Annotated in this window: 26 protein-coding genes and 1 pseudogene; 14 read left to right on the forward strand and 13 right to left on the reverse strand. The window is 71.8% G+C overall.

Annotated elements, in window-relative coordinates; translation table 11 throughout:
* Positions 1 to 5: 5 nt before the first annotated feature.
* A pseudogene (locus IE140_RS27315) lies at positions 6 to 725 on the forward strand (phosphatase PAP2 family protein); the annotation flags it as partial.
* Here the strand turns inward: IE140_RS27315 and IE140_RS27320 are convergent.
* The 4 genes from IE140_RS27320 to IE140_RS27335 form a co-directional block, all read right to left on the reverse strand.
* Positions 696 to 1,400, reverse strand: coding sequence for a response regulator (locus tag IE140_RS27320; RefSeq protein ID WP_150197833.1), 705 nt, complete (start codon positions 1,398 to 1,400; stop codon positions 696 to 698). The pseudogene IE140_RS27315 and the gene IE140_RS27320 sit on opposite strands and share 30 nt — an antisense overlap.
* A 7-nt stretch (positions 1,401 to 1,407) precedes the next feature.
* Positions 1,408 to 2,886, reverse strand: coding sequence for a sensor histidine kinase (locus IE140_RS27325; RefSeq protein ID WP_373296199.1), 1,479 nt, complete (start codon positions 2,884 to 2,886; stop codon positions 1,408 to 1,410).
* A 47-nt stretch (positions 2,887 to 2,933) separates the two neighbouring features.
* Positions 2,934 to 3,554: a DUF4291 domain-containing protein gene (locus IE140_RS27330; protein ID WP_189460793.1), complete on the reverse strand. Its 621-nt coding sequence runs from the start codon at positions 3,552 to 3,554 to the stop codon at positions 2,934 to 2,936.
* Between the two features lie 167 nt (positions 3,555 to 3,721).
* Positions 3,722 to 4,597: a hypothetical protein gene (locus IE140_RS27335; RefSeq protein WP_150194147.1), complete on the reverse strand. Its 876-nt coding sequence runs from the start codon at positions 4,595 to 4,597 to the stop codon at positions 3,722 to 3,724.
* Positions 4,598 to 4,881: 284 nt separating this feature from the next.
* Here IE140_RS27335 and IE140_RS27340 point away from each other — a divergent pair, with 284 nt between their 5' ends.
* Both IE140_RS27340 and IE140_RS27345 read left to right on the forward strand, forming a co-directional pair.
* Entirely contained in the window at positions 4,882 to 5,736 is an 855-nt protein-coding gene (locus tag IE140_RS27340; RefSeq protein WP_150194145.1) for an aminotransferase-like domain-containing protein, read from the forward strand.
* Positions 5,737 to 5,765: 29 nt separating this feature from the next.
* Positions 5,766 to 7,124, forward strand: a complete 1,359-nt coding sequence (locus IE140_RS27345) for a nucleotidyltransferase family protein (protein WP_167533466.1) — start codon at positions 5,766 to 5,768, stop codon at positions 7,122 to 7,124.
* Here IE140_RS27345 and IE140_RS27350 read toward each other — a convergent pair.
* From IE140_RS27350 to IE140_RS27375, 6 genes are read right to left on the reverse strand one after another with little or no spacing between them, the layout of a single operon-like run.
* Positions 7,118 to 7,858: an alpha/beta fold hydrolase gene (locus IE140_RS27350; RefSeq protein WP_167533465.1), complete on the reverse strand. Its 741-nt coding sequence runs from the start codon at positions 7,856 to 7,858 to the stop codon at positions 7,118 to 7,120. The genes IE140_RS27345 and IE140_RS27350 overlap by 7 nt on opposite strands.
* Complete coding sequence (locus IE140_RS27355) at positions 7,855 to 8,907, reverse strand: hypothetical protein (RefSeq protein ID WP_167533464.1); 1,053 nt, start codon at positions 8,905 to 8,907, stop codon at positions 7,855 to 7,857. Before IE140_RS27355 ends, IE140_RS27350 begins: the two co-directional genes overlap by 4 nt.
* A gap of 20 nt (positions 8,908 to 8,927) precedes the next feature.
* Entirely contained in the window at positions 8,928 to 9,563 is a 636-nt protein-coding gene (locus IE140_RS27360; RefSeq protein ID WP_150194139.1) for a GNAT family N-acetyltransferase, read from the reverse strand.
* Positions 9,564 to 9,565: 2 nt separating this feature from the next.
* Positions 9,566 to 10,861 carry an acyl-CoA dehydrogenase family protein gene (locus tag IE140_RS27365; protein ID WP_229826917.1) on the reverse strand — a complete coding sequence of 432 codons (1,296 nt, stop codon included), beginning with the start codon at positions 10,859 to 10,861 and terminating at the stop codon, positions 9,566 to 9,568.
* The gene (locus tag IE140_RS27370; protein WP_150194137.1) at positions 10,858 to 11,136 is read right to left on the reverse strand and encodes a phosphopantetheine-binding protein; all 279 of its coding nucleotides are present in this window, start codon (positions 11,134 to 11,136) and stop codon (positions 10,858 to 10,860) included. The genes IE140_RS27365 and IE140_RS27370 overlap by 4 nt, the downstream gene beginning before the upstream one ends.
* A complete protein-coding gene (locus IE140_RS27375; protein ID WP_189460795.1) occupies positions 11,133 to 13,304 on the reverse strand; it encodes an alpha-ketoacid dehydrogenase subunit alpha/beta in 2,172 nt (723 codons plus the stop codon). Before IE140_RS27375 ends, IE140_RS27370 begins: the two co-directional genes overlap by 4 nt.
* A gap of 402 nt (positions 13,305 to 13,706) precedes the next feature.
* On the opposite strand from IE140_RS27375, the gene IE140_RS27380 reads away from it, so the two are divergent.
* The 9 genes from IE140_RS27380 (at position 13,707) to IE140_RS27420 (ending at position 22,684) form a co-directional block, all read left to right on the forward strand.
* Positions 13,707 to 14,525, forward strand: coding sequence for a hypothetical protein (locus IE140_RS27380; protein WP_150194133.1), 819 nt, complete (start codon positions 13,707 to 13,709; stop codon positions 14,523 to 14,525).
* 196 nt (positions 14,526 to 14,721) lie between these two features.
* Positions 14,722 to 15,423, forward strand: a complete 702-nt coding sequence (locus tag IE140_RS27385; RefSeq protein ID WP_150194131.1) for a dTMP kinase — start codon at positions 14,722 to 14,724, stop codon at positions 15,421 to 15,423.
* The gene (locus IE140_RS27390; RefSeq protein WP_150194129.1) at positions 15,420 to 16,634 is read left to right on the forward strand and encodes an NAD(P)/FAD-dependent oxidoreductase; all 1,215 of its coding nucleotides are present in this window, start codon (positions 15,420 to 15,422) and stop codon (positions 16,632 to 16,634) included. The genes IE140_RS27385 and IE140_RS27390 overlap by 4 nt, the downstream gene beginning before the upstream one ends.
* Before the next feature lie 103 nt (positions 16,635 to 16,737).
* Complete coding sequence (locus tag IE140_RS27395) at positions 16,738 to 17,733, forward strand: cysteine peptidase family C39 domain-containing protein (RefSeq protein ID WP_150194127.1); 996 nt, start codon at positions 16,738 to 16,740, stop codon at positions 17,731 to 17,733.
* A 2-nt stretch (positions 17,734 to 17,735) separates the two neighbouring features.
* Positions 17,736 to 19,256, forward strand: coding sequence for an amino acid adenylation domain-containing protein (locus IE140_RS27400; RefSeq protein WP_150194125.1), 1,521 nt, complete (start codon positions 17,736 to 17,738; stop codon positions 19,254 to 19,256).
* The gene (locus IE140_RS27405) at positions 19,253 to 19,537 is read left to right on the forward strand and encodes a phosphopantetheine-binding protein (RefSeq protein ID WP_167533463.1); all 285 of its coding nucleotides are present in this window, start codon (positions 19,253 to 19,255) and stop codon (positions 19,535 to 19,537) included. The genes IE140_RS27400 and IE140_RS27405 overlap by 4 nt, the downstream gene beginning before the upstream one ends.
* Positions 19,534 to 19,908 carry a cupin domain-containing protein gene (locus IE140_RS27410; RefSeq protein WP_150194122.1) on the forward strand — a complete coding sequence of 125 codons (375 nt, stop codon included), beginning with the start codon at positions 19,534 to 19,536 and terminating at the stop codon, positions 19,906 to 19,908. The genes IE140_RS27405 and IE140_RS27410 overlap by 4 nt, the downstream gene beginning before the upstream one ends.
* The gene (locus tag IE140_RS27415) at positions 19,902 to 21,398 is read left to right on the forward strand and encodes a class I adenylate-forming enzyme family protein (protein WP_229826918.1); all 1,497 of its coding nucleotides are present in this window, start codon (positions 19,902 to 19,904) and stop codon (positions 21,396 to 21,398) included. The genes IE140_RS27410 and IE140_RS27415 overlap by 7 nt, the downstream gene beginning before the upstream one ends.
* Positions 21,395 to 22,684 (forward strand): type III PLP-dependent enzyme domain-containing protein, encoded by a 1,290-nt coding sequence (locus IE140_RS27420; protein ID WP_150194119.1) that lies wholly within the window; start codon positions 21,395 to 21,397, stop codon positions 22,682 to 22,684. Before IE140_RS27415 ends, IE140_RS27420 begins: the two co-directional genes overlap by 4 nt.
* 15 nt (positions 22,685 to 22,699) lie before the next feature.
* Here IE140_RS27420 and IE140_RS27425 read toward each other — a convergent pair whose 3' ends face one another.
* Genes IE140_RS27425 through IE140_RS27435 form a run of 3 tightly spaced genes read right to left on the reverse strand, consistent with a single transcriptional unit; the run spans position 22,700 to position 24,789 of the window.
* Positions 22,700 to 23,713 (reverse strand): diiron oxygenase, encoded by a 1,014-nt coding sequence (locus IE140_RS27425; RefSeq protein WP_150194117.1) that lies wholly within the window; start codon positions 23,711 to 23,713, stop codon positions 22,700 to 22,702.
* Positions 23,710 to 23,952: a PqqD family protein gene (locus tag IE140_RS27430; protein ID WP_167533462.1), complete on the reverse strand. Its 243-nt coding sequence runs from the start codon at positions 23,950 to 23,952 to the stop codon at positions 23,710 to 23,712. Before IE140_RS27430 ends, IE140_RS27425 begins: the two co-directional genes overlap by 4 nt.
* A 48-nt stretch (positions 23,953 to 24,000) precedes the next feature.
* Positions 24,001 to 24,789, reverse strand: a complete 789-nt coding sequence (locus IE140_RS27435; protein ID WP_150194113.1) for a nucleotidyltransferase domain-containing protein — start codon at positions 24,787 to 24,789, stop codon at positions 24,001 to 24,003.
* A gap of 206 nt (positions 24,790 to 24,995) precedes the next feature.
* Here IE140_RS27435 and IE140_RS27440 point away from each other — a divergent pair, with 206 nt between their 5' ends.
* Both IE140_RS27440 and IE140_RS27445 read left to right on the forward strand, forming a co-directional pair.
* Positions 24,996 to 26,018 (forward strand): ABC transporter ATP-binding protein, encoded by a 1,023-nt coding sequence (locus tag IE140_RS27440; RefSeq protein WP_150194111.1) that lies wholly within the window; start codon positions 24,996 to 24,998, stop codon positions 26,016 to 26,018.
* Complete coding sequence (locus IE140_RS27445; protein WP_150194109.1) at positions 26,018 to 26,788, forward strand: ABC transporter permease; 771 nt, start codon at positions 26,018 to 26,020, stop codon at positions 26,786 to 26,788. Before IE140_RS27440 ends, IE140_RS27445 begins: the two co-directional genes overlap by 1 nt.
* Positions 26,789 to 26,816: the final 28 nt, after the last annotated feature.

Raw genomic sequence — 26,816 nt, forward strand, 5'->3', positions numbered from 1 at the left:
GCCGCATGGCACAGCACACACACCAACAACACCACTGGCCGGCCCGGCTGTTCGGATCGTTCGCCCTGATGGCGACGGCGGCCGCCGTGATCACGATGCTCTCGCCGGGAGGGCTGGGGCGGCCCAGCCCGACCGAGGTCACGGACGGGGCGTCCGTGACCGCGTACCGCTCGCTGACGGAGGCGGTCGCCGATGCCCCCGGGTGGGTGGGGCATCTGCTGGAGCTGTCGTCGGAGGCCACGCTGATCGTCCTCGGCCTGCTGCTGCTCGGGGTCTGCTGGACCGCCCTGCGCCGGAGGGATCCGGACGCGGTGGCGGGGGCCGTGCTCATCGGCGCCGGGACCGTCGTGGCGTACGCCGTCAGCGAGGCGCTGAAGCTGGTCGTCGACGAGGAGCGGCCGTGCCGGGCGCTGGTCGGCGCCGAGGCGGTCGCCGCGTGCCCGGAACCGGGCGACTGGTCGTTCCCGAGCAACCACGCGACCCTGGCCGCCGCCCTCGCCGTCGGGCTGGCCGTCCGGCGGCCCCGACTGGCCGCGGTGACCCTGCCGGTGGCGGTGGCGGCAGCGCTGCTGAGGGTCCTGGTGGGGGTCCACTATCCGCACGACGTGATCGCGGGCGCACTGCTCGGCGGCGCGGTGGTCGCCTCGGTGCTCCTGGTGCTGGTGCGCCCCGCCGGGCTGCTCGCCTCAGCGCTGCTAGGGCGGTGGTGGGGGCAGAATGCCGGCCTCGTGGGCGACGACGGCGGCCGCGGCCCGGTTGTCGACGCCGAGGCGGGCCAGGACCGAGCTGACGTGCGCCTTGACCGTGCCTTCGACCAGGTGCAGCCGCCGGGCGATCTGCCCGTTGGACAGTCCGCCGCCGAGGTGCGCCAGCACGTCGCGTTCCCTGGGCGTCAGCCCGGCGACCCGCTCCCGGGCGGCGTCCCGCCGTTCGGCCAGGGCCCCGGCCCCGGTGGACGCGAGGTGCGCGACCACCCGGGCGGCGACCTTCGGTGAGAGGTAGGCGGCGCCGTCGGCCACGGCCCGCACCCCGGCGAGCAGTTCCTCGGGCTCGCCGGACTTGATCAGGAATCCGGCGGCCCCGGCCCCCAGCGCCCGCAGGATGTAGTCGTCCTCGCCGAAGGTGGTCAGCATGACGACGCCGGTGTCGGGCAGGGTGCGCCGGATCTCGGCGGCTGCCTCGATGCCGTTGGTCCGCGGCATCCGCACGTCGAGGACGGCCACGTGCGGGCGGTGCGCCCGGACCAGCTCCACGGCCTCGTGTCCGTCGGCCGCCTCGGCGACAACCTCGATGCCCGGGTCGGTGGCGAGCACGGCGCGTACGCCGGCCCGGATCATGGGCTCGTCGTCGGCGACGAGCACCCGGACGGGTCCGGCCGCCGCCGTGCCGGCCCGGCTCATCGGGCGCTCACGGTGTCAGCGCGTCGCGGGAGACCAGCCTGCCGTCCCGGAAGCAGAGCCGGTACGCGTCCCCGGACCGGTCGTCGAAGCGGTCGGCCGTCATCGCGTAGAACTCGCACGTCACTCCACGTTCCTCAGGAACGGCCCCTGCCGGCCGCTCGACCGACTGCCGGTCCGGCAGCACCTTCTGGATCTCCGACCGATCCTGCCCCACCCGGAGGCGGGCGTAGTCGCCCGGGTCGAGGACGGACCGGGACGCGGCCACGGTCTCCCACGTCCCGACCACGGCGAGCAGCATCGCGCCCGCCGCCAGCGGCACGGTCAGCGCGGTGAGCAGGGTGCGCCGGACGCGCCGCCGGGCCCGCCGGTAGCCCGGGGGTACGGGACTCTCCCGGTTGTCGGCGGGCCTCGGCGGGAGCTGTGCGGGGGCCCGGTGGGGCAGCCGGGCGGCAACGGTGAAGCCGCCGTCGCGGGGGCCGTGGTCGAGGGAGCCGCCGACGTGGCGGACGCGTTCGTCCAGCCCGATGAGCCCGCGACCGCCGCGCCCGGGGGGCGGTGCGCCGGACGGTTGCGCGGCTGGTTGCGCCGACCGCCCGGCGGCCCCGGCCGCAGGAGCCCCGTTGTGGACCGCCACCCGGGTCTCCCCCGCCGTGTGCGACAGCTCGACGCGCACGGAGGCGCCGGGCGCGTGCTTGGCCGCGTTCGTCAGGGCCTCCTGCACGACCCGGTGCGCGGCGCGCCCGACGGCGGACGGCAGCCCCGAGGCGTCGCCGTCCACGGAGAGTCCGACCGGGAGCCCGGAGGCGGCAGCGTCCCCGACGAGCCGGGCGATGTCTGCGTCCCCCGGCCCCCGGGGCGGGCTCTCGCTCTCCTCGCGGAGGACGCCGATGACCTCGCCGAGGCGTTCCACCGCTGCCGCCGCCCGGCCCCGGATGTCCTGGGCGGCCCGCCGGTGCTGCTCGTCCAGACCGGGCGCCAGTTTCAGGGCCCCGGCCGACAGGGCGATCAGGCTCAGGTCGTGGCCCAGCACGTCGTGCATGTCCTGGGCGATCCGGGCCCGCTCCAGCAGCCTCGCCTGCTCGGCGACCAACCGCCGCTCCCGTTCCATCTGTTCGGCCCGCTCCCAGCCGGCCCGGACCAGCTCCCGGTACTGGCGGGAGAACCGCCCCACGAACCAGGGCACCAGCACGGCGAGGACGACGACCGCGACGAACTGCGTCGCGAGCGCGAGCAGGGACGGCACGAAGACCACCGCCACCGCCCCGGCCACCAGGGCCCCGGCCACGCACAGGACGACGGTCCTGCCGCGCCCGGGCCCCCGCCCGGCGGCGAACGCGGCGACCGCGGTCGGCAGGCCCCACCACCACCCCACCAGGCTGAGCGCGCCGAACGCCGCCGTCGCCGACACCAGCAGACCTCCCGGGTCCGCCCACCGGAGGCCGGGCCGCCCACCGGCCGTCCTTTTCACGAGGGAGAAGCTGTTCACGAGGGAGAGGTTACGGAGACCGGGAAGCCGTCCGGCACTGCCGAAAGTCAGATACAGGGCGCCTTCGAGGCGTCAGGCACCGGCCGGGGCGCCGCCAGGTCGAGCGGCGTCTCCACCGGCAGCAGGGCGGCGGCCCGCTCCCGCTCCCCCGCCCGGACCGCCGCGTGCACCTCGCGGGCGAGCGGGGTGACATCGCGTACGGAGACGGTCCACTCGTCCGCGTACCGGCGGGACGCCTCGCCGCTCAGCCCGAGCTGGAGGGAGCGGTACGGGAGCGGGTTCAGGTCGAGGTCGCGTTCGGGGTCCCACTGCACCCGGGCGGGGGCGGTGCGCAGGCTGCGCTGCCAGGAGGCCTGGTCCGGGTGCACACCGCGTACGTAATGGGAGAGTTCGGCGTTCGCGAGCGCCCACTCCAGGCCGGCCCGCTCGATCTCGACGGCGAGGACGACCTCCTGCCCCTCCTTGGTGCCCCAGCCGCAGCGGTACATCATCCACAGGAAGCTGGGCTTGATCCACGTCATCCGGTCCCGCTTCCACTCGTCGGGGAACCGTCCGTCGCGGGCGGCGGGGAGGCCGATGGCCGGCCGGTACGCCTGGTAGACGGTGACCGTCGTGGCGGTCTGGAGCGCGCGGATCTGGTGGCGGGGCGGGAGGGGCGGGGTGTTCATGGGGCCCAGGGTGCCGGACGCGGGCGCGGCACGGCATCCGGGTTTCGCGAGAACGCGGGCCGGGGGGCTCTCGGGCCGGACTTCCTGGAGCGGTACCGGCAGACGCGAACCACCGGCCGGCCCCGCGACCTGCAACCTGCAACCTGCAACCTGCGGGCACGTGCGTGTCACATGGCAGGTGCCGACACGTCACCGATCTCGGCGGCGACACGACGGCAGACCGCCAGTACCTCGCGTACCCAGTCGCCGGGGCGCGCCTGATCCAGATCCGCCATGGTCTCGATGCCCCAGTACGCGTCGAACGACAAAGAATCGGGGCGCAGTTCACCGAAGCGGCGGGCCCGCCACTTCGGCGTGAAAATGCCGTGGTTGCCTCGGCTGTCGAGAAGGGCGTCGACCGTGAACCCGAATGCCCGGCGGGCGGCGAGCACCGCGCCGTGCGGATCGCCGGCCGCGAGCCGCGCCGCGGCGTCCTCGGCACACCGGTCGGCCGCGTCCAGCGAACGTGTCGTGATGAAGGCGCGGAAGGCGCTCTCCCGTGCCAGCTGCCGGTAGCGGGCCAGCCATTCCGCGCCGGAGACCGGCAGCCCACTCTCCAGGCGCTCGACGAACAGCTCCTCGATCTCCACGAGCGGGAGTTCGCCGGAACGGTGCGCGGCGAAAGCTTCCCACCCGACTTTCGCGAGCATCTGGTCGGCCTGTCCCGTTGTCCAGTGCTTCAACTTCCAGCAGACACCGTCGACCTGAAGGACGTGAACGGGGATCACCGAGGGGTTCAGGGGCGCCGATTTCGCGGCCATTCCCTCCCGCGACCACGCGGATTCGGAAATGATGTAGAAATTGAAGTCGCTTGTGGAGTTGGCCCATCCACGTGCCACCGAACCCACCCAGAACACCGCTACCGTATCGTCGGGCAGTAGCCCCCGATCCGAGAGCCGGAGCATGACGGTCCCGGCATCGATCATCGGCGAATTCCTGTTCCACTGAATCTTTTTGAACAAATGACGGCTGATCATCACAGCACTCGGCACGTCGGCCGTCAATCCCCGTATTGGCATGTGGAATCGAGGCGATTCCCTCTCCCCCGCCTCTCGTCTCACTGTCTGGGCGTACGTTGACAGCACCGGATCGCACTCCCTTTAATCCATGCCGGATCAGCACGTTCACCGCGCGGCACCGGCACGGCTAGGAGACTCCACTGATCGACCTCACGGGCCCGTTCCCCGGCTGGAACCCCGAAGCGCGCCGCCTCTGGGACACCGTTCTGAGCGGCACCGTGAAGGGTCGGGGGGCGTGGGACACCTCGCCGCGCACCGGGGCGTCCGCCTTGCGGCACACACTGGCCGAACACGTCGGCGCCAACCCCGAGGAACTCGCCGTCACCTCCGGAATCCGCGGCCAGGTTGCCGCCCTCCTGGCGGACACCGGGACCCTGGTGGTGGAACGGCCCACTTTCCTCAGCGTGCCCAGGCTGGCCGAGCAGTACGGGAAGCGCGTCGTCTCGCGCGATTGGGAGGACATCCTGGCGGGTCGCGGGTTCCCCCCGGACAGTGTCCTGTGGATCACCAGCCCCGCTCGCAACCCCGACGGCCGGACCCTGACCCGGGCCGAGGCCGACCGGCTGGACGCCCTGGCCGCGGACGGCGCGAGGGTCGTCGTCAACCAGGCGTACCACTGGTGCGCGCCCGACGCGCCCCGGCCCCGGCGTGCCGTCCTGCTGGGCAGCCTGCACAAACTGGCCGGCGGTGGTGTCTCGCTGGGCTGGCGCGTCACGCCGGGCGGTGCCGGACCCGACCGCCCCGCCGCGGGCGGGCCACCGACCGGCTGGCAGCTCGCCTGGGCCGATTTCATCGGACGGGGCGGGCTCGAACTGCTCCTTCCCGGTGCCCTGTACGGGCCGGCCGCGCGGTGCCGTCGCTTCGCCCAGGCCCTGAACCCGCCTGCCGGCGTACGGCTGTGCCACGGTGACGGCCCCTCGCTGTCGCTCGTGCTGCCCGACGGCGTGACGGAACAGACGGCCTGTGAGGAACTCGCGGTCCAAGGCCTCGCCGTCGGCGCCGGGTCGGCGTTCGGCTGGCACAAGAACGCCGTGCGGCTGTCCTTCACCGGGGCGGCCGACGACGACCTGACGGGATGTGTCGAGGGCGTGCACCGGGCCCTGGCCCGGCTCCTGCCGGCCTGACACCGCACGAGAGGAAGAAGACGACAATCATGGGACAGAACGTGGCCGACGACGCTGTACGCGAGCGACTGCTCTCCTTCGGCATCCTCCAGCCCCGGCACGGCACTCCGGAGCTTCTCGACGCTCTGCGGCAGGTGGGCAGCCGCGAGGCCGCGGACCTGTTGTTCCGTCACAAGATCAGCAGCATGTCCCGGGCCACCGCTGAGAGCCTGGCTCTCACCGCGGCCCCCGAGGACCGTGAACTGTTCACCGAGTTCGCCGAGCGCCTCGCCGAGCGCGCCTCCGTCATGGCGAGCCGCTGGAGCAGTTCCGCCGAGGTCGGCCGGCTCGTCACCCGGTTCGCCGAGGAGGAGGGTGTCTCCTGGTGGACGATGAAGGGGTTCTCCTTCCGCCCCCTCTACCCGGAGGGGTGTCGTCGGGACGTGGGTGACCTGGACGTCCTCGTCACCACCATGGACGACGCCTGGAAGCTGGCACGGCGGTTGCGCGAGGACAGCTACATATACCTCGACATCGAGCTGCCCTGGTTCAAGCGTGACGTCACCACGGGCGAGTTGTACGGCCAGATCCGGCTGACCACCCCGAACCGTGACCGGCTCTCCATCGACATCCACGCGGGCCCCTACTCCGTGCGCCACTGCGCGGTCATGCCCTTGCGCCGCACCTGGGAAGGCCACGGCACTCCCGGCGGTCCGCTCGCGTTCGAGGACGATGTGTGCGCCGTCGTCGCCAACGCGGCAGGGGACTGCTTCGTCACCGCGAAGATGGTCAACGACCTGCTGCTGTGTCTGGAGCGCGACCTCGACATCGCGTACGTCCACGCGACTCTCGACCACGCCGGTCTGCTGCCGTTCCTCGCCACTTGCCTGGGACGGGTCCGCGACTGGTGCGAGGTGACCCCGGCTCAGAGCGAGCAGATCGCGCGCCTGACCCCGGCCCTCTCCCCGGAGCCGGTGCCGCCGGTGACCGGTGCCGACGGGGACGTGCGCTGCGAGGTCACCGTCGCCCACGCGCGCGGGATCGCCGGCCGGCTCTTCCCGCAGGACGCCGGCCGGGTGGAGTCCGTGGCCGCTTCCGCACTCGATGCCTACGGCACCGACCACCCGCTCCGTCTGGTGCGCGAGGACGAGGTGCAACCCTTGGTGTGGGACGACCTGAACAACTGGACCTGCGTGCGGCTCGTCCCACAGGAGCTGGCGGTCGCGCGGCTCGTCGGCGGGGAGCCGAAGCCGCAGGCCCGGGTGGAGCCGGGACGGGCGCTGTCCGAGCAGGTCACCGTTGTGGGCACCGGGAGCGGGACGCTGGTCCACGCCATCGGTGACACCTTCGTGCCCACGGTGGACTTCGCGCTTCCGGACACGCTGGTGGCCGCACTCGCCGGTCACTGAGACGGGGCCGGGCCGCCCGCACCACCGGCGGTCCGGCCGCCTCGGTCCCCGACGGTGGCCACGGAGCCCAGCAGACGTGCCACGTCCGGCGCATGGTCCGGCATCATGTCGTGGCCTGCCTCCAGCTCGTGATAGCTCCATGCGGGGTGCGTACGTGCCGTCCGCGCCGCCGCGGCGTAGGCCGACGAGGGCGTACGGGCCGCGGCACGCACGTACGTCCGGGTGAACGGGCCTTCCTCCACGGCCATCGGGAGCGACAGCGGCTCGCGGAAGGTCGCCGCGGGCTGGAGGGAGAGTCGGGCGACGGGCAGCAGCCTGGCCAGCCGCGCCGGGTCCGTGCCCTGGAGGCGCGGCGGCGCGATCCAGTCGCCTCCGGGGTCCGGATGGCGGCGGAGAGACTGCACGGAGCGGCCGTCCCGCGCCAGCAGGGCGTCCAGGAGCACCAGATGGGCCACCCGGTGCGGGGCTCGCACCGCCGCGACCTGCGCCACGACCCCGCCGTAGCTGTGCCCGACGAGCGCCACCCGGTCCAGGTCCTCGTACCGCAGCAGGTTCAGGACGTCCTGGACATGCGTCTCCACATCGATCCCGGGACGCGCGAGGTGGACCCGCTCGCCGAGACCGGTCAGCGACGGTGCGAAGACCTCGTGCCCGGCCTGCCGCAGCGGCTCCCGCACGCCACGCCAGACGTACGCGCCCGTCCACGCGCCGTGCACCAGAACGAACACCGTCACCGCAGGACCTCCTCGGTGAGGGCGGCCAGGTAGGCGTCGAGCAGCGCGAGTCCGGGTGCGGCACTGTCGTACGTCCGGCTCCACCACCGCTCCTCCAGGACGGCGAGGAGTTCCGGGTCGGCGACGCGGCGCACCCAGAACAGGTGGGTCGCGCCCCACCGCAGGCAGATCGCCAGGTCGTACCAGGCCGGTACGCCGGCGAGGACGCGTACGGGGACACCGGCCGACCGCAGTCCGGCCAGATACCCCTCCAGGACCGCGTCGTGATAGATCCCGAGTTCCCCGGCCGGGATCAGCAGCCGTGCCGCGCTCGACGCGAACAGCTGCGCCGCGTCCGCGCCGAGTGCTTCCATGCCGGTGTAGGACCAGTCGACGGCTACGGTGCGGTCCGGCGAGACGCGCAGCAGGTTGAGGCGATTGGCGTCGAGGTGACCGAGCGCGACGGGCGCCGCGTCCAGCCGGTCGAGCAGTGCGGTCCTGCTCCGCCAGATGCGGGTGGTCCGCGCGACGGCCGCCACGGGGTCCAGGACGTCCGAGACCGCGGTTCGTGCCCGGGGGGTGAGCGTGCGCAGGGCCGAGATCGTCGCAGGCACCGTCGAGCCGAACCACCACCGCAGCCAGCCGCGGCTCATCCACTCGGGCGGATCCTGCGAAGCAGCGTGCAGGCGAGCACCGTTGAACGCGCCCAGGTGCTCGGCGACCTCCCGGTAGTCGGTGAGCGACCACCGTTCGTACGGCTCGGCCACGTCCTCCAGCGCGAGCGTCACCGCGCCGTCCGGACCCTCGGTGACGCCGAGCAGTGCGGGCGGCCGCAGCGGGCCGTCCGACCAGACGCCCAGCTCACCCGAGTCGTGCGCCTCGTAGAAGTACCGCTCGCGCGCCCAGTAGTGGCAGTCACGCGGGTCGCGCCCGATCCCCGGGCCCATCCCGTGGATGTTTCCCGCGTGCGGGGAAAGCACCTTCAGGATGTGTCCGGGGTTCCCCTCGTGTGCCGCGACGCGCAGCACCTGCTCGGTCGCCGCACCGAAGTGCCCGGTCAGTGGTGTCACCGGTGCCGAAGACGGCGCAGTCACCGTGTTCTCGCGTCGAGCCGGTCGCGGATTCGGGCCCACTCCGTGTCGAGGACCGAGTAGACGGCGGTGTCGCGCACCGTGCCGTCGTATCCGGCCTGGGCGTTGCGCAGCACCCCGTCCAGGCTCGCTCCCAGCCCTTCGAGTGCTCGCCGCGAGCGCATGTTGCGGACGTCGGTGCGGAAGGTCACCCGGCGCATCCGCCACTGCTCGAAGGCGAATCCGAGCAGCAGCCGCTTCGCCTCCCGGTTGACGCCGGTGCCCTGCGCCCGGACGGTCAGCCAGGTGTAGCCGATCTCGACGGCCTCCGGCACGCCCACGGGACGGGGCCGGTGCTCGGGCAGCCACTTCCAGTGCTCGAAGTAGCAGAACCGGGTGGTGCCCAGCACCCGCCCGTCGAAAGGGTCGGTCACCGCGAACGGCACCGCCTCTCCCTTGGCGCGTCCCGTCACGGCCCGCTCGACGTAGGCCGCCATACGGGTCTCGTCGGCGGGCACGTCGGTGAACCGGAACCGCTCCCGCTCCTCGCGGGCCGCCTCGACCAGGCCCGGGACGTGGCCGGCGTCGAGCGGAACCAGGCGTACCGACGGGCTTTCGAGGACGGGGACCGTGGAGAAGTCCTGCTCGGTCGCCACCCTCACGCCTTCCCGTCGGCCGTGGAGAAGAGCGCGGCATGGCCCGACCCCGAGGTGCCGTCGACCGAGAGGAGCCCCACCTCTCGGTCCAGCAGGGCGAGTTGCCCGTTGGCGACCAGCAGCCGGTCGTTGGAGTACATGAGTCTCGCCGCGCGCAGATCGCGGAAGGCTCGCTCCAGGGGTGTGCCGGGCGAACGTGTGTAGCCGTACCGGAGCCCGGCGATCTGGACGAGGTCGTCCACGGCGCCGAACGCCGCTTCCGAGACCTCCACCTTCAGTCCGTTGATGTGCAGTTGGAAGGCGACGTCGGAGTGGCGGCCGGGTCCCGCCGAATCGAGGGCGTCCAGTTCCTCGTACTCGGTCAGGCACGCGCCCAGGAAAGCTCCCGCCGCGTCGAGACGCAGCCGGACCCGGGCCAGTTGGTGCGAGGCGAGATCCGAACGGCCCCGTTCACGACGGACCTTGGGGTCGCGCAGCAGACCGACGACATGGCGCAGCGCGCCCTGCGCCACGCCGAGCCACACCGCGCACCAGGCAAGGTGCCCGACCGGGATCAGTGTCCGCACAGCCACGGCGGGGAAGCCTGCGGGCCCGCCCACCAGGTGCTCCTCGGTGAGCCTCGCCCGCAGGGTGAGGCCGACGCTCGCCGTGCCGCGCATCCCCAGGGTCTCCCAGCCGGACCGGAAGGCGACCTCGGCGTCCTCGCGCGGGACGAAGGCGAGCGAGACGTCGTTGGCCGGGCTGTCGGGCCCGGTACGCATCGTGACCAGGTAGGCGTCGGCCTCCAGGCCGGCCGTCACCACCGGGGCGTCGCGCTCCAGGAGCAGCCCGTTCTCGTCGGTGTCGAGCGCCGCCAGCGCGGACAGCAGATGCCCGCCCTTGCCCGCCTCCGTGGTGATCGAGGCCAGCAGGCAGTCCCCCGCGGCGATCCGGGGAAGGACTCGGGAGCGCAGTTCCTCCCCGCCGTGCCGCACCAACGTCGCGACCTGCTGGCAGTGCATGGCCCAGATCATCGCCGTCGAAGCGCAGCCGGCGCCCAGGATCCGGCCCACCCGCGTCATGTCGTGCAGTCCCAGGCCGAGCCCGCCGTGGGCGGTCGGCACCAGCAGGCCGAGCAGGCCGGTCTCGCGCAGCCGCTGCACGTGGGCGGCGGGGAAGGCGGCCGCCTCGTCGGTCTTCGCGGCTCCCCGGGCGAACTCGTCGCTCAGTCGCCGCGCCAGGGCGAGAACGGCCTCGCGCCGGACGTTCTCGTCGGCGTCACGCACCCGCTCGTCGGCCCCGCCGGGCGTGGTGCTCACGGTGCCTGCCGGATCTCTGTGACCGTCTGCCACAGCGAACCGATCGTACGGAACGTCTCGGCGCTCAGCCGCTCCTCGGGGAAGGTCATGTCGAGCGTCTCCTCCAGGGCCAGCATCAGCGAGATGGACCCCAGCGAGTCGAGTCCGTAGGAGGCAAGCGTCGCCTCCGGGGCCGGCTCCTCGCCCGCGGGCAGGGCAGGCAGGAACTCCCGGAGAACGCCGAGGAATTCCTGTGTCGGCTCGGGTTGCGTCGCGCTGTCCGTCGTATGGGTCACTGTTCCGCTTCTCCCGATCGTTTGTTCCGGACGAGCCGCTCGACGGCCCTCACCACATCGGCGGCCCCGATGACCGCCTGCCTTTCCAGCTGGTGGGCCACCGGCTGGACGTCCGCGCAGGCCAGACAGGCGAGGCGGAGTCCGGCGACCCGTTCCACGAGTTCGGCGACGAGACGCGGGCCGATGGCCTGTCCGCGTGCGGCCGGGTCGACGAACAGGCCGCGGCCGGTGCGCCGAACCGATTCCTCCACCGTCGCCCGGTCCATCGCCACGGTGTCCAGCGCACGCAGGTCGACGACCTCGGCGTCGATCCCGGACGCCGTGAGCAGTTCCGCCGCCTCGATGGCCCAACGGACGCCGAGCCCGTACGTGACGATGCTGACGTCGGATCCCCGACGTATCCGCCGGGCCCCCTCCAGAGGGAGCCGGGCGGTGAGGTCCGCCTCGGTCAGGGCCAGCACTTCGTCGTAGAGCTGGGTGAACTCGACGATCAGGACCGGGTCGTCGCACTCCAGGGCCGAGCGGAGGACGCCCAGGTAGTCCCGGGCGTCGGCGGGCGCGTACACCCGCCAGCCGGGGAACGAGGCGAACAGTCCAACGGGGTTCAGCCCGTGCTGCGGCCCGTAGCCCAGCCCGACGGGCACCTTGGTCCTGACGATCACCGGTGCCTGGGCGGTGTTGCCGTAGAGGGCGCGGACCATGCCTATGTGGTTGAAGAGCTGATCGGCGGCGATCAGCGCGAAGCTTCCGTACATCAGCTCCACCACCGGACGGACCCCGACCATCGCCGCCCCGCCCGCGAGACCTACGAACGAGGCCTCCGTTATCGGGGTGTCGATGATCCGCGAGCCGACGAGCGCCGGGTTCAGGCGGCCAGTCCGCGCCAGCAGGCCACCGGGCTTGCCGACCTCCTCACCGAGCAGAACGACCTCGGGCGATCCGGCCAGAGCCCTGGCCAGGCCCTCGCCGATCGCCTCCTCGAAGGTCAGCTCCGTCGCCGGCTCATCGGATCGCGCAGGACCGGGCGTGTCACGGCCGGGCCGGTCCTCCCCGAATCGGGGAAGCACGGGAGCCCGCAGCAGAGCGAAGGGGTCCAGCGTCGGAGGGGCCGCCTCCGGCGTGCTCACCTCCTCGAAGATCCGCGCGGTGACCGCTGCCGCGGCCTCGGCCACCGCACGCTCCTCGCCGGGTGCCAGCAGGCCCTCCCGCAGGAGCGTCGGAGCCAGCGACTCCAGAGGATCCCGGCGCAGCCAGTGCGCCTCCTCCTCGGCGCTCCGGTAGCCCGCGGCGCTGCCCGGGCGGCCGCCCGTGTGGTCCAGGTGGCGGTAGGTCCGCACTTCGAGCAGCGCGGGCCCGTCGCCCCGCCGCACCCCGTCGATGAGCGCGCCGGCGGCCGAGACGAGAGCGGCCGGTTCGTCGCAGGAGACCTCCACCGCGCGCAGGCCGTGCGCGGCGCCCTGGGACGCCAGCGGCAGAACGGCCGACACCTCCTGGGGACGTGTGGCCTCCGCGTAGCCGTTGTTCTCCACGACGATCAGCAGGGGAAGGCCCAGCACCCGGGCGAGATTGGCCGTCTCGTGGAACGTGCCCTGATTGACCGCCCCGTCGCCGATGAAGCACACGGCGCAGCCGTCGGTCCCCCGGAGGGAGTGCGCGAACGCGAGACCACTCGCGAGCGGTATGCCCCCGCCCACGATGGCGGTCGACCCGATGAAGCCGACGCTCGCGTCCCGCAGGTGCATCGACCCCCCGGCGCCGTGGTTCACCCCGGTGGTCAGGCCCATGATCTCGGCGAACGCCGCGCCGAGCTGCTTCGCGGCCCCCTCGGGAAACCGGTCGCGCAGGGGGTCCCACGCGCTGTCGAGGGTCTGGGCGAGGGACTGGACCAGAAAGTGCTGGTGCGCGCGATGGCTCCCCATGACGTGGTCGCCGGGCAGCAGATGGCGCAGCACGGCGGCCGGAACGGCTTCCTGGCCGATCGCGGTGTGCACCGGTCCGGTCACCTCGCCGCGTGCGGCGCGTTCGATCAGACCTGTCTCGAAAAGGCGCACGATCCGCATGTCGAAAAGCATGCGCAGGAAGGCGGACCTGCCGATACGGCGGTAGTCGGCGGGCTCGTCACGAAAAGTGCTGACCGGTTCGAAGGGCTGGACGGTATGGCTCAGCAAACGTGCCTCTTTCCGTTCTGGCGCCGACGGTCCGAGCACACGATCCCGCCCCTGGCAGAACGACGCCCCCGTCACACCGCACAACTGTCCCGACAGCCGTACTCCCCGTAGCGGCGGGCCGCACTATACCCACGGGGCAGCTCGCGGATCGAGCACTGTCCAGCATGTGTACACCGGGGCGGTACGAACGCCTTCTCGCAGCTCAAAGCGGGTAGTTGGTGGTCGCGCGGCCCCGGGTCGGGCGGGTGGTACGTTCATCCGCAGCTGCCGCCCGGGTCTTTCTCACCAGCGCCGCGCGCGTGCCCGGACGGCGAGAGCGCAACCCGTCACAGCCATCCGCGGCCCTGGCCCGGCCCCGTCCGGGTGCTCCCGCCGGCGCCCACTCCGTCACCTGGAGCGAACGTGCCTGAACTCTCGCGCCTCCTGCCGCTTCTGACGGCGGGGGACCTCCTGCCGCGCAACGCCGTCGCGGTGTTCTGCGGGGGCCCGACCGCCCGCGGATGGCCGGATCCGGCAGCGAGCCACGACATCCGTGTCGTCACCCGCACGCCCTGGAGTCCGCCCTCCGCGGTGAACGGACGCGTGCCCCTGGAACCCCCCGTCGTCGGCGGCATCACGCTGCGTCTGGACGGTCGGCGCTCGGTGGTGACGTACTGGACCGAGTGCCAGGTCGACCAGGTCCTGGCGAAGACGACCCGGGAGCGCCTCGCCGCCGTCGGAGCCGCGCCCCTCCTGGTCGAGGCCGAGGAGCTGCTCGTCGAGAACCTCCTGACCGGGCGCGCCCTGAGCGGTACGGAGTGGGTGTCGGACCGGCGCGGGCGCGCGGAGGCGGGCGCCTTCCGGGACATCGCCGTCACCCGGTCGCTCGGAGACGCGGAGGGTTCCGTCGAGGACACCCTCGGCCAGCTGGCCTCCGGGGATCTGCACAGCGCGGTGCTCTCCGCCCGGAAGGCGTTCGGCCATGCCGTCGACGCCCTGCTGGAGAGCCACGGTGGATACGGCACCTGCGCCCCCGAGCTCCGGGCCCGCAGATTCCGCGAAGTCGCCCCGGACTTCATGGATTTCGATACGTACTGGGCCGTCGAATGCCTGCGGGATCTGCGGGCGGACGATCCCCGGAGCTGGGTCGAATCGGTCATGGAGATATGCCGTGAGCTCGTCGCGACACACTCCGGTGAACTGCGCGACGCCGCCCTGCGAGGTCCCCGCCGCGGCTGGTGAGGAGCCAGGGCATCGGGCCATCAACTCCCAGGTCAGAGAGGGTTACTGAGCTTCCGTCCCTATAGATGGACACCCTCTGGCCGGGCGATCTACGAGCGGGTACTGTCCCGGAAGTCCTCGCGCCGCCGGAGGGGGTGGGCGTGGGGTTCGTACGTGCGGGAACACGTTCGTACGTCCATGAACACGGGGGAGAGAAATGAGCGACCCTGCGTCCGTTTCCGGAGCGGAACGTGGCCCGGGCAGCATCAAGAAGCGGGCCGACCTGATCGCGATCGAGGGCACGGACGGGTCCGGCAAGACGACGGCCGCCCTGCGGCTGGTCGAGACGCTGCGCGCCGACGGGCATTCCGTCACCTGGTTTCCCAATCGGACCTTCCGCCCGGTCCGCCAGGCACTCGACCGGCTTGCCCGCGAGGAAGGGCTCCAGAACCGCTTCGAGCTGTTCGGCAAGGACTTCGGGCAGTTCATCCCGAGCGTGATGAAGTGGCGGGAGCTGCTGGAGCTCGACGAAGACCTCGGCCGCCCCGGTCACATCGTCGTCGTGGACCGTTATGTGCACGCCCAGTTCGCGCTGGCCCGCGCCTTCGACACCGCCAACGAGCCGCTGCTGCGCCGGCTTTTCAGCTGCTTTCCGCTGCCCGACACGGTCTTCTTCCTCGACGTCGCCCCGGAAACCGCCGCCGAGCGGGTGCTCCGGCGCGGAGCCGACACGAACACGACGGACTTCCTGACCCGGTTCCGTGACGCCTTCCGGTCCCTCCCCGAGTACGACACCTTCCGGGTGATCGACGCCTCCCGGTCCGCGGACGCCGTCTTCGCCGACATCCGGGCCCACGTGCGCGTGGGAGCACCGTCACCCGCCGACACGGGCGCGGGGCACACCGCAACGCGGTCATGACCGGCGGCGCGGACGTCGTCGTCATCGGCGGTGGCATCAACGGGGCCAGCACGGCCTTCCATCTCGCCACCCGGGGCGCGGGCCACGTCGTCCTTCTCGACACCCCCTCGCCCAGATCGGCGACGGCCAAGTCGGGGGCGATGGTCACTGTGCACCATGCCTCGCTCCCCGAGTCGCTCCTCGCCCACCAGGGGCTGCTGGAACTGGGCAGGGTCCCGGAACTGACCGGCGGCGAGACGGGGCTCACCCGCACCGGCATCGTCCACCTGTTGCCCGCCCGGTTCACCGCCGCGATGCGGGACAACGTCGCGGCGCAGCGGAGTGCCGGCATCCCCGTCAGGGAGCTGGATCCGACGGAACTGCGGCAGCTGTGGCCCGGCGGCGACTTCGCCGACGTCGGCGCCGCGGTCATCGAACCGTCGGGCGGTTACGCGGACCCGCTGCTCACGACCCGCGCCTACCTGGACGGGGCCCGCCGCGCGGGGGCCGAGATCCAGCGGGCCTCGGCGCGCCGTCTGCTGGTCGCCAAAGGACGCGTCCGGGGTGTCGAGACCGACTCCGGCGCGGTGATCGGCGCGTCCGCCGTGGTCCTGGCCGCCGGCGTCTGGTCGGCCGGGCTTCTCGCCGCCCTCGGCCTCGACCTGGGTCTCACCACGAGGCGGGTCCAGGTCGCCGCCTTCCGGACCGAGCCCGGTGCCTTCCAGGGCGGGCCCGTACTCCTCGACCAGGTCCGCGGATCCTGGTTCAGGCCCGACACCCGCACGTCGGTCCTGGCAGGGCTGGAGTGGGCCCTCCCGGTCGACGGCCCCGGCGACGGCCCCGAGGGGGTCGACCAGTGGTACGTCGAGCTCTGCCGGCAGCACCTCGCCGGCCGTTTCGCCGGCCTGCGCGGCGCGCCCATGCGCGGCGGCTGGGCCGGGCTGGTGGCCATGGGCCCCGGCAGCAGGCCGGTCGTCGACCATCTGACGGAGGCGACCGGGCTGTACTGCGTGGTGGGCGACTCGGGCAGCTCCTTCAAGACCGCCCCCATCGTCGGGAAGCGGCTCGCCGAGTGGATCGTCGACGGCGCCCCCGCAGGCCCGGAGCTCGCTCCGCTCGCCCGGTCCCTGACCTCGCGTCCCGCACCCGGCGACGGGTACGGGAACTTCGCCTCCGCCGCCGCCCTGAGCCGGCAGATCCACCGGATGCGCCGGACAACCGCGCCCGCCTGACCCGGTGCGAGCCCCCGGCCCGCTCCCCTCCGGGCGCATCCGTCCCGTACTCGCTCCGCGTACACCCTCTTTGTGTACGCGGCACACAAGAAGGTGGATAGACGTGACAACACAGTCCCCGGGCGTCATACCCGTCGTGGAAACCGTTACGGATGCTCCGTGGCTGAACTGCGACAACGCCCACCTGGCTGCCCTCCAGCAGTTCTACGGAGTGAGTGAGCCGTCCGCGGCCATGGGCCTCCAGTGGAGCTTCGAACTGCGCACCACCGACGAGGTACCGGTCACCCTGCGCGTGCCGGTCCTGGACTCGATCGCCCGCGAGACCGGTCTGGTCTTCGAGCGCAGGCAACTCCCCCTGCCCGGCTACTACGACGACGTCGCCGCCCTCGTCGCCGAGGGCACCCCCCTGATCGTCTACGGGGACGCCTTCCACATGCCGTGGCTGCCCTACTTCGGCAACGACAGCTCCGCGCACCCCACCATCCTCGCCGGTGTCACCGACGACGCCTTCCACATCGTCGAGACCTACACCAACTCCACCCCGTGGGGGCGCGTGGTGCCCGGCCCCGCCCGCGTTCCGCGGCCGGAGTTCGAGAAGCTCGTGGCAGCCCTGGGCCCCGGGCAACGCGGCGAGGTGCTCTTCCTCGTCTCGCGCGTGCCCGCGAACCCCACCGACCCCGCCGATGCGCTGCGGGCCAACGCCGAAGCGGTACTGCGCCAGGTCGGCGAGCGCGGTGACATGGCCACGTACGCCCAGTGGGCCAGGGACAACGCCACCGACCCCGAGGCGATGGGCCGCTACGACCTCGGCTGCTGGGAGGTGACCAGGGCCCGCTCCTGCCACTCCGTCTGGCTGGGCAGACTCGCCGGGACCCGGCCGGACCTGCTGCCCGCAGACCTCGCGCAGCGCTTCCACGAGGAGATCGATCTGCCGTGGCGCCGTGCCTCGCAGTTCGCCTTCGTCAACTCCCAGCGGGTCGCCAAGGGCGCCAAGCCCTCAACGGCCAGCTTCGACCTGGTCGCCGGCCGGCTGGCCGACGCCGAGACCGCCTTCGCGCGGGACCTGCTCACCCACCTCGATGCCAAGGGGGCGGTCTGACAGTGGAAAGGCTCACCGATCGCATCCTGGCGGTCGCCGACGCGCACCCCGATGCCACCGCTCTGATCTTCCGCGGTGAACGCACCGGCTACGGCGCCCTCGCGCAGCGGGCCCGTGCCCTGGCCGCCGCCGTCCAGGGCACCGCCGCCCCGGTGGCCCTGCACGCCACCAAGACCCCCGGTACGGTCGCGGCGATGCTCGGCTGCCTCCTCGCGGGCGTCCCGTACGTACCGATCGACCCCTCCGTCCCCGCCGCCAGGCGCGAACTCCTCCTGCGCGACAGCGGTGCCCGGCTGCTCCTCGTCGACGACGGCGCCCCGGGTGTGCGGCCCCCCGCCCTGGACGGGAGCTCCGCCGCCGTGGCCGTACCGCTCGGCCGGCTGGAGAAGGAAGCTCCGCGCGGTCCGGCCGACGGGGAGCCCTCCGGCATCGCGAACATCCTGTACACCTCGGGATCCACCGGCCGCCCCAAGGGCGTTCTGACGACCCACACGAACGCGGTGACGTTCCTGCGGTGGGCGCAGGATCTCATCGGCGTACGAGCCGACGACGTGGTGGCCTGCTACGCGCCCCTCCACTTCGACATGCACGTCTTCGACCTGTTCGGGACGCTGTCGCGCGGTGCGGCGGTCCTTCTCCTCGACGACCGGACGATCCTCTTCCCGGAGGCGGTCTGCCGCGTTCTGCGTGAGGAGGGGGCGACCAGCATGTACGCGGTGCCTTCCGCGTGGATCGGCCTGCTGCGCAGCGCCTCGCTGGCCGAAGGCGGCCTGCCGCGGCTGCGTACACTCATGTATTCGGGCGAGGAGTTCCCGGTGCCGCCGCTGCGCGAGCTGGCCGCGCTCCTGCCGCAGGCCGGCATCGTCAACATCTACGGCCCCGTCGAGACCAATGCCGTCACCGCGCTCGCGGTGCGCCCCGAGCATCTGCGTCTCGACCGCATCCCGATCGGCCTGCCCTTCGGTGACTCCAAGGTGTTCCTGATCGACCCGGCCGGCCGGGTACTGACCGAACCCGGTGCCGAGGGCGAGATCGTGGTGCACACCGCGACGATGTGCGAAGGCTATCTGGGCGACCCGGTCATGACGGCGGCCTCCCGCATCACGGTCGAATCGGGGGGCGAAACCTACGAGACGTACCGCACGGGGGACTTCGGGACGTGGGACGCCGACGGGCTGCTGCACTTCCGCGGCCGGCGCGACGGCCGTATCAAGACCCGCGGCTTCCGCGTCGAGACCGGTGAGGTCGAGGCCGGCCTCGGCACGCACCCGGCCGTCGAGGACGTGGTGGTCAGCACCCGGCCGCATCCGGAACGCACCCACGAGCTGATCGCCTTCGTCACTCTGCGGACGCCCGGCTCCCTGGCCTCCGCCGAACTGGTCGCCTGGTGCCGGAAGCTGCTGCCCGCCTACATGGTGCCCCGTGAACTGCGGATCCTGGACGGCCTGCCGCGCACCGGCACCGGCAAGGCCGACCGCGTCGCACTGAAACAGCTGGCCGCAGTACCCGAGGAGCGGTGTTGAGCGAACAGCGAATCGTCCTGGAGTCGGTGCTCGACTCCCTGCGCGAGGTCATTCCCGGAAGGCCCGAACTGGCCCCCGACACCGAACTTCTCGACTCCGGCCTGCTCGACTCGCTGGGGATCATCTCGGTCGTCGCCATGCTGGAGACCTCGCACGGTGTGGAGTTCCCGGCCGAACTCCACGCTCCCGAGACGTTCACCGACCCCACCGCACTCGCGGGCGCGCTCACCGGCGTACTGGCCGCTGTGCGGGCGAACGGAGAAGAGAGGACCCCTTCATGACCGCATCGGCAGACGGACCGGCGGCCCGCGCCCGCAGGGCGGCCGGCCCGGTCCGCAAGTTCGGCCGCCCCCTCGCGGAGGGAGTCACCCTCAACGATCTGGTCCTGCCCAGGGCGATCGGCAAGGACATGCCGTTCACCCTCAACACGGCCGTGGTCGAGGCGGGCGCGGAACTGCCTCTGCACTCCCATCCCCAGCACGAGATCTGGGTCGTCTCCACCGGCCGGGGCGTTCTCGTCCGGGGGGAGGAGACCTTCCCGATCGGCGAGGGTGACGTCGTCCTCTTCGAGTCGGGGATCGAGCACCACCTCACCAACACCGGGGCGGACGAACTGCGCCTCGTCTCCGTCTACTGGGGTGACACGTGCTGACCACACCCGCCGGCCCACTCCACGGACTGCTCGACAAGACCGCCCGACGCACTCCCGCCGCACCGGCGCTGCGCACGCGGGACACCCAGTGGACGTACGCCGAACTGGCGGCCCGCAGCCTGTCCTCGGCACGACGCCTCAGCGGGCTCGGAGTCGGCGGCGGCGACCGTGTGGTCCTGCTCGGGCGGGGAGGCGCCGAGTCGGTGGCCACGCTCTTCGCGCTGTCCAGGCTGGGAGCGGCGTTCGTCGTGGTCTCGCCCACGGTCAAGCCGTACCAGCTGCGGCACATCCTCGCGGACTGCGCACCCGCGCTCGTCCTCACCGACGAAGAATTCCGCGAGACGCTGCGCCTCTCGGACACCGAAGTGCCGGTCCACCCGATTGCCGCGGAGGAGGACGGAGAGCCCGTCGCCCAGGGTGTTCCGGACGCCCGTCCCGCCGTGTCCGGCACCGCCGTCGCGGCGCTCATCTACACCTCGGGCAGCACCGCCATGCCCAAGGCCGTCGTCAGCACCCACGCCGGCATGCGGTTCGCCGTCGCCGCGATCCAGGACCGGCTGGCGCTGCGTGCCGACGACGTGGTGGGCTGCTTTCTGCCCCTGTCCTTCGACTACGGCCTCTACCAGGTGTTCCTGTCCTGCGCCGCCGGTGCGACCTTGGCACTCGGCTCGACGGCCGACGCCGGGCCCGGCCTCCTGCGTCAGCTGCGCGAGTGGGACGTCACCGTCCTGCCGGCCGTGCCCTCCATGGCGGAGATCCTGCTACGGATGGCCGGACGCACCACCGCCGCGCCGCCCCCGCTGCGCATGGTCACCAACACCGGCGCCCACTTCCCGGAGAGCTACGTCGAAGGGTTCCGGCGGCTCTTCCCGGCGGCCCGTATCCACCTGATGTTCGGCCTCACCGAGTGCAAGCGGGTGTCCATCCTGGACCCCGACGAACTGGCGGACCGCCCTGGCTCCGTGGGCCGCCCACTGCCCGGGACCACGTGCGTGGTGGTCGACGAGGACGGCAGGCCGCAGCCACCGGGGGTGAAGGGCGAACTGGTCGTGACCGGTCCCCATGTGATGGCCGGGTACTGGCGCGCCCCCGAGATGACAGCGCGCCGGTTCCGCACGTACCAGGGGCGTCGGGCGCTGTTCACGGGCGACCTGTGCTCCCTGGACGAGGACGGCTACCTCTACTTCCACGGCCGGGAGGACGACGTCTACAAGAGCCGGGGGTTCCGGGTGAGCGCGCTGGAGATCGAGGCGGCGGCCCTGAACGTGCCGGGGGTGGACGCGGCGGCGCTCGTGGTCACCGGATCCGCCGGGCCTGTGCTCGCGGCCCGCACCGAATCAGCGGCCGACGAGGTCATGGCCGCCCTCCGGGCCCGGCTCGACGACTACAAACTGCCCACCCGGGTCCAGGTGGTCGGCACCCTGCCCCTCAACGGAAACGGCAAGGTCGACAAGGCCGCGCTGCGTACAGCACTGGAGTCCGCCCGATGACTTCCCTCACGCCACCGGTCGAGCAGGTGACCGCCGAGCGGGCCGCCCCCGACTGGGATTCCCTGACCGCCGCGCACGGCAGTCCTCTGTACGTCTACGAACTCGCCCGTGTACGCCAGGCGTTCGGGGAGCTCGCCGATGCGCTGCCCGCCGGATCGGGCGTCCTGTATTCACTGAAGGCGAATCCGCACCCCGCGCTGGTCGCGGAACTCGCGCGGCTGAACTGCGGTGCCGAGGTGTCCTCGCGCTCCGAGCTGGCTGCTGCACTCGCCGCGGGGATGAGCCCCGACGACGTCGTGTACACGGGGCCGGGGCGTTCCCGGGCGCAGACCGAGACCGCGATCAGGGCCGGCGCCCGGCTGTTCTCGGTGGACTCCGCCGCCCAGCTCGCCGTCGTACGTGAGTCGGCCTCCCGCCTCGACTGCCCCGTCGACGTTCTGCTGCGGGTCAACCCCGAGCAGGGCGCCCTGGAGCCGGGGCTCGCCATGACCGGGGTGCCCTCCCAGTTCGGCATCGACGCTGAGCAGTTGTTGGCTCGCCCGGAGGAGTTCACCTCGACGGACGGCTGTGCGATCGCCGGTCTGCACTTCTACCTCGGCAGCAACGTTCCCACGGCCGCGGCGCTGGCCCGGCAGTTCACCGACTCGCTCGAACTCTCGGCCCGGATCTGCCGGGTGCTGGGGCTGCGCCCCCGTCTCCTGGACCTGGGCGGAGGCTTCCCCCGTGCGTACGCCAAGGAGGACGAGGACCTCGATCTGTCAGGCATCGGCCCGGCGGTCCAGGAGGCGTTCGACCTGCACCACCCGGCCGGGCCCGGGCGGCCCCGCCTGCTCTTCGAGTCGGGCCGGTACCTGGTGGGCGCCGCCGGGTGGCTGGTCGCGGAGGTGCTGGACGTCAAGGAGTCCAAGGGGAAGCGGTTCGCGGTCCTCGACTCCGGCATCAACCATCTGGGGGGCATGACGGGACTGGGGCGGATTCCCCGCGTGCAGCCGGAATTCCACGCAAGCCGGCCACCGGGCTCTGCCGGCTCCCTCGCCACCGGCGGCCTCCCGCGCATCGACGTGGTCGGGCCGCTGTGCACCCCCCTCGACTTCTGGTGCCGCGGCAAACAGGCCGAACTGGCTGTCGGGGACCACGTGGTGGTGCCGAACGTCGGCGCCTACGGGCTCACCGCGAGCCTCTTCGCCTTCCTCGGCCACGACTGCCCCACCGAGCTCGTCCTTGATCACGGGGCCGTCGTCGACTCCTCGGTCCTCCGCTACGAACGCGGTCCGCTCGACGCGTAGGAGGGGACCTCGGTATCAGCGAGCCGCGCCGAGCAGCAGCCCCGAGGCCTCGAAGGCCTCGGCGGTGGCGGGGTCGTCGAGGGCCCCCACCTCCCTGAAGTAACGTACGGCGGAGCCGGCGGAGCGTGCCGCCTCATCGACGACACGGCGGCGCGGCAGACTCTCCGCCAGCACCTGCGCCACCTCGTCGGGAGCCAGACCGGTCGCGCTCAGCGCCGTGCCGATCGCCCGGTAGTCGGGTTCCAGGAAGGCCAGGATGACCTGCGGCAGAAGCGGGCCCACGGCGCGTCGCTCCCGGGCGGGCAGGGCCGGCCAGAACGCGTGCAGCACCTGCCGGAAGTACGCGTGGTGACGCCCCTCGTCCTCGGCATGGTCGCGCACCAGCTCCCGCACGGTCTTCGGCAGCCGCGCGTCGTGCGGGATGTCGGCGAGGATCGAGGAGATCAGGGTCTCGCTCACGACGCTGAACATCAGTGCTTCGAGGCCGCGTACGGCGGGATCGAGAGACGCCCGCACCGCGTCCAGCCGTTCGACGAACGAGGGCAGTTCGGGCAGCCGCACCGCGATGCCGGACGACCGCTCGACCTGACGGACCAGATCGTAGGAGAACTGGGCGTGCCACGCCTCGTCGGTGTAGATCTTGAACGCGTCGGCCCGCATCGCTTCGGGCAGGTCGAGCCCCGCCCTGTTCCGGCTGATCTTGGCGACCACCGGGATGACGGCCAGCTCCTCCAGCTCGGTCGTGAAGTGGAGGTACTGGTACAGGCTGTGGGTCAGCACCTCCCGCACGGTGTCCGGCCCGCGCCCGGCGACCAGCTCGTGCAGGGCCACCGGGGCGAGCTCGGGCGGGAAGGGGATCGCCAACTCGTCCCTGTCGCCCGAGAGCCGACGAGCAGGACGCTGACGCACGCTGGCCCGCGCGTCCCACTTGCCGAAACGGCTGATGTAGTCGACCGCCGCGCGGTGGCCGGCCTCGGCGACGATGATCTCGGCACGGGCGGTGTCCAGGTGCGACGGGCCCGGTCTCACACGAACTCCACCATCGCGTGGGGGACCAGCGCCTCGGCGACATCGGTGACGTCGACCAGCGCCTCGTCGAAGTCGATACCGTACGTGTCCACGAGCCGCTGGGCGACATCCGACAGGGTGCGCCGGCCGTCGAACTCCCGGACGATGAAAGCGGCCGAGTCCGAGAGTTCCACGAGGGACTCCCCGTACATCAGAAGAAGTTTGTCCTTCGTCCGTCTGATCCGCAGGTCCATCGGCATTCGGGCAATGGCATCGCCCGACGGACGCGTGTTCTCATCCATATTCAATCAGAGCACCACTTCGAACGAGATGCTCCGGCAGACCTGGACGACTTCCTCCACCCAGCGGGCCGGGCTTTCCGGGTCGAAATCACGCATGGTCTCAAGGGCCCAGTACTGCTCGAATGTCAGCACTTCCTGCTCGACTTCGCGGAAACGCCGGGCCCGCCACTTCCAGCTGCGGCCCACTTCGCCGTTGTAGGCGAGGAGCGCGTCCACGGAGTGGCCGAACGCCATCTTCGCGGACAGCACGGAGCTCTCCAGATCGCTCGCCTTGAGCTGCCCCACCGCGTCCTCGAGGTAGGCGTCGGCGAGGTTCAGCTGCGCCGACGTGGCCAGGGAGCGCAGTGCGGAGGAAGCGACCTCCTCACGGCGGGCGAGCAGCCATTCCTCTCCGGCGAGCGGCACCGCGTAGGGCAGACGCTCCAGGAAGTTGAGCTCGTGCTGCATCGGCGACGTCATCAGGTCGGCCGCCTTCGGGTTGCTGTCGAAGGAGGCCCAGGAGACCTTTCTGACCAGCTGCTCGACCTGACCCTCGGACCAGTACTCGATGTCCCAGCGCACCTTGTTGACGTGCGTGATGCCGATCGGCACGGAGTTGGGCTCCAGGGCGACGGGTGCCGACGCCTCGCCGTCCCCGGTCCAGGGTTCCGGCGTGATCACGTAGATGTCCAGGTCGCTGGTCTCGTTGCCCCAACCGCGCGCGATCGAGCCGGACACGTACACGGCCCGGTGCTCGCCGGGCAGCAGCCCGCGCCTCTCCAGTTCGCTCAAGCAGTTTTCGAACTCTGCGGTCATCGCTACCTCCACCGGGTGCTGATTGCACGTGCCCGGCTCCGACGCCCGGGTCGCACGAGGCTATGCACGCCGGGCGGCGGCCTGCTATGCATTCGGCGTGAGCCGAATCGCCCCAATTCCCCCTCTCGCGAAAGGGAAATCGGGGCGATTCGGCGAGGGGCGAAAGTGATGGCCCACGCGGTTCGGCGCCGTCTATGGTCATCGCCATGACAGACCTGGCGATCAAGGCCGAAGGGCTGCGGCGCACCTATCGTTCCCGCAACGGGTGGCTGAAGCCGTCCTGGCGGCATACGGAAGCGGTGCGCGGCATCAGCCTGGAGATTGAGCGTGGTGAACTCTTCGGACTGCTCGGCCCCAACGGCGCCGGCAAGACGACCACCATCAAGATGCTCACCACTCTACTGCTGCCCACATCGGGATCTGCCCGGGTCGCGGGGTTCGACGTGGTCCAGGACACCCGTGAGGTCCGCAAAAGGGTCGGTTACGTCTTCGGCGGCGACCGAGGACTGTACGACCGGCTCTCCGGTCTCGACAACCTGCGCTACTTCGCCGAGCTCTACGCCGTGCCGGCCCGCGAGCAGCGGACCCGGATCGCCGAACTTCTCGAACTGGTCGGTCTGACGGGCCGTGAGAGGGAGAAGGTCGAGGGCTACTCACGCGGCATGCGCCAGCGTCTGCACCTCGCCCGGGGCCTGCTCCACCGCCCCGAAGTGCTGTTCCTGGACGAGCCGTCGATCGGCGTCGACCCGGTGGGCGCCCGCGAGCTGCGACGCACCGTCGCCGACTTGGCGAGCTCGGGCACCACGGTGCTGCTCACCACTCACTACATGGCCGAGGCCGAGGAACTGTGCGGCAGGATCGCCGTCATCGCGGACGGCGCCATCCAGCAGATCGGCACCGCCGAGGAGCTGAAGCACCGGACCGACGGCCGCCGCGTCCTCACGGCGGAGGTCTTCGGGGCGTCCGAGGCGGATCTGGACCGCATCCGGCTGCTTCCTTCGGTACACGGCGTCACCGTCGAGGACCGAGGGCTCAGCCAGATCGTCACCGTGCAGTCCGCCGTCGGCACCGACATCGAGCCGCAGGTGCGGGAGGCACTCACCGGCATCCGCGTCGGCCGGATCGACAAACGCGAACCTTCCCTGGAGGACGCGTACATCGCGATCGTCACCGGAGTGGACCGCGACGCGGACGAGCGCACCGGGGGAACCGCCGGGGTGCCGGGCTGATGGATACCATCCGGCTGCTGGGCACTGGCGTGCTGCTGCACGCCAAGCAGATGAGCCGCTCCCCCCTGGAGATCGTCATCTCCTTGGTGGACCCCCTCGTCTACGCGACGCTCGCCGTCTACCTCTTCCGGGCCGGCGACGAGCCGCACGCGGTGATCGAGGCGGCGATAGGCGCGGGCATGATGGCCGTCTGGGTCTCCGTGCTCTTCGGCTCGGGCGGGGCCATCCAGAAGCAGCGTTTCCAGGGCACCTTGGAACTGCTGATGCTGGCCCCGCGTCGGCCGGTGGTCTGCTTTCTCCCCATCACCATCGCCACGGCCGTGGTCGGGGTGTACGGGCTGCTGGCCACCCTGCTGTGGGGAGTCGTCGTCTTCGGGATGCCCTTGGACATCGCCGACCCCGCGGCCTTCGTGATCGCCGTGGTCGGGGTGGTGGCGAGCCTCGGCATGATGGGGCTGCTGCTCGCCTCGCTGTTCATCATGCTGCCCAATGCCAACGCCCTTGCGAATACGCTGAGTTATCCGATCTGGATGCTGTCCGGCATGCTGCTCTCGCTGTCCGTCCTGCCCGGTTGGACCACTCCGCTGTCGAACGCTCTGCCCACGACCTGGGGAGCACGGGCGGTGCGCGAGGCCGCCGAGGGGGGCGCCGTCTGGCCGTCGCTGGCCGCCGCGGTCGGACTCGGCCTGCTGTGTCTCGCCATCGGGGCCGTCGCGATGACCCGAATGGAGCGGCGCGCCCGCGTCGCCGCGACCCTGAGCCTTGCGTGAGCGGATGGGATGACTGACGTGCTGGCGA

The organism is Streptomyces parvus, from assembly GCF_014648875.1.
GTDB lineage: Bacteria > Actinomycetota > Actinomycetes > Streptomycetales > Streptomycetaceae > Streptomyces > Streptomyces parvus.

Coding starts and splice junctions, on each gene's coding strand:
- IE140_RS27320 (WP_150197833.1), bottom strand. CDS start 1,400: ATGAGCCGGGCCGGCACGGCGGCGGCCGGACCCGTCCGGGTGCTCGTC.
- IE140_RS27330 (WP_189460793.1), bottom strand. CDS start 3,554: ATGAACACCCCGCCCCTCCCGCCCCGCCACCAGATCCGCGCGCTCCAG.
- IE140_RS27345 (WP_167533466.1), top strand. CDS start 5,766: ATGGGACAGAACGTGGCCGACGACGCTGTACGCGAGCGACTGCTCTCC.
- IE140_RS27385 (WP_150194131.1), top strand. CDS start 14,722: ATGAGCGACCCTGCGTCCGTTTCCGGAGCGGAACGTGGCCCGGGCAGC.
- IE140_RS27390 (WP_150194129.1), top strand. CDS start 15,420: ATGACCGGCGGCGCGGACGTCGTCGTCATCGGCGGTGGCATCAACGGG.
- IE140_RS27410 (WP_150194122.1), top strand. CDS start 19,534: ATGACCGCATCGGCAGACGGACCGGCGGCCCGCGCCCGCAGGGCGGCC.
- IE140_RS27420 (WP_150194119.1), top strand. CDS start 21,395: ATGACTTCCCTCACGCCACCGGTCGAGCAGGTGACCGCCGAGCGGGCC.
- IE140_RS27430 (WP_167533462.1), bottom strand. CDS start 23,952: ATGCCGATGGACCTGCGGATCAGACGGACGAAGGACAAACTTCTTCTG.
- IE140_RS27435 (WP_150194113.1), bottom strand. CDS start 24,789: ATGACCGCAGAGTTCGAAAACTGCTTGAGCGAACTGGAGAGGCGCGGG.
- IE140_RS27440 (WP_150194111.1), top strand. CDS start 24,996: ATGACAGACCTGGCGATCAAGGCCGAAGGGCTGCGGCGCACCTATCGT.
- IE140_RS27445 (WP_150194109.1), top strand. CDS start 26,018: ATGGATACCATCCGGCTGCTGGGCACTGGCGTGCTGCTGCACGCCAAG.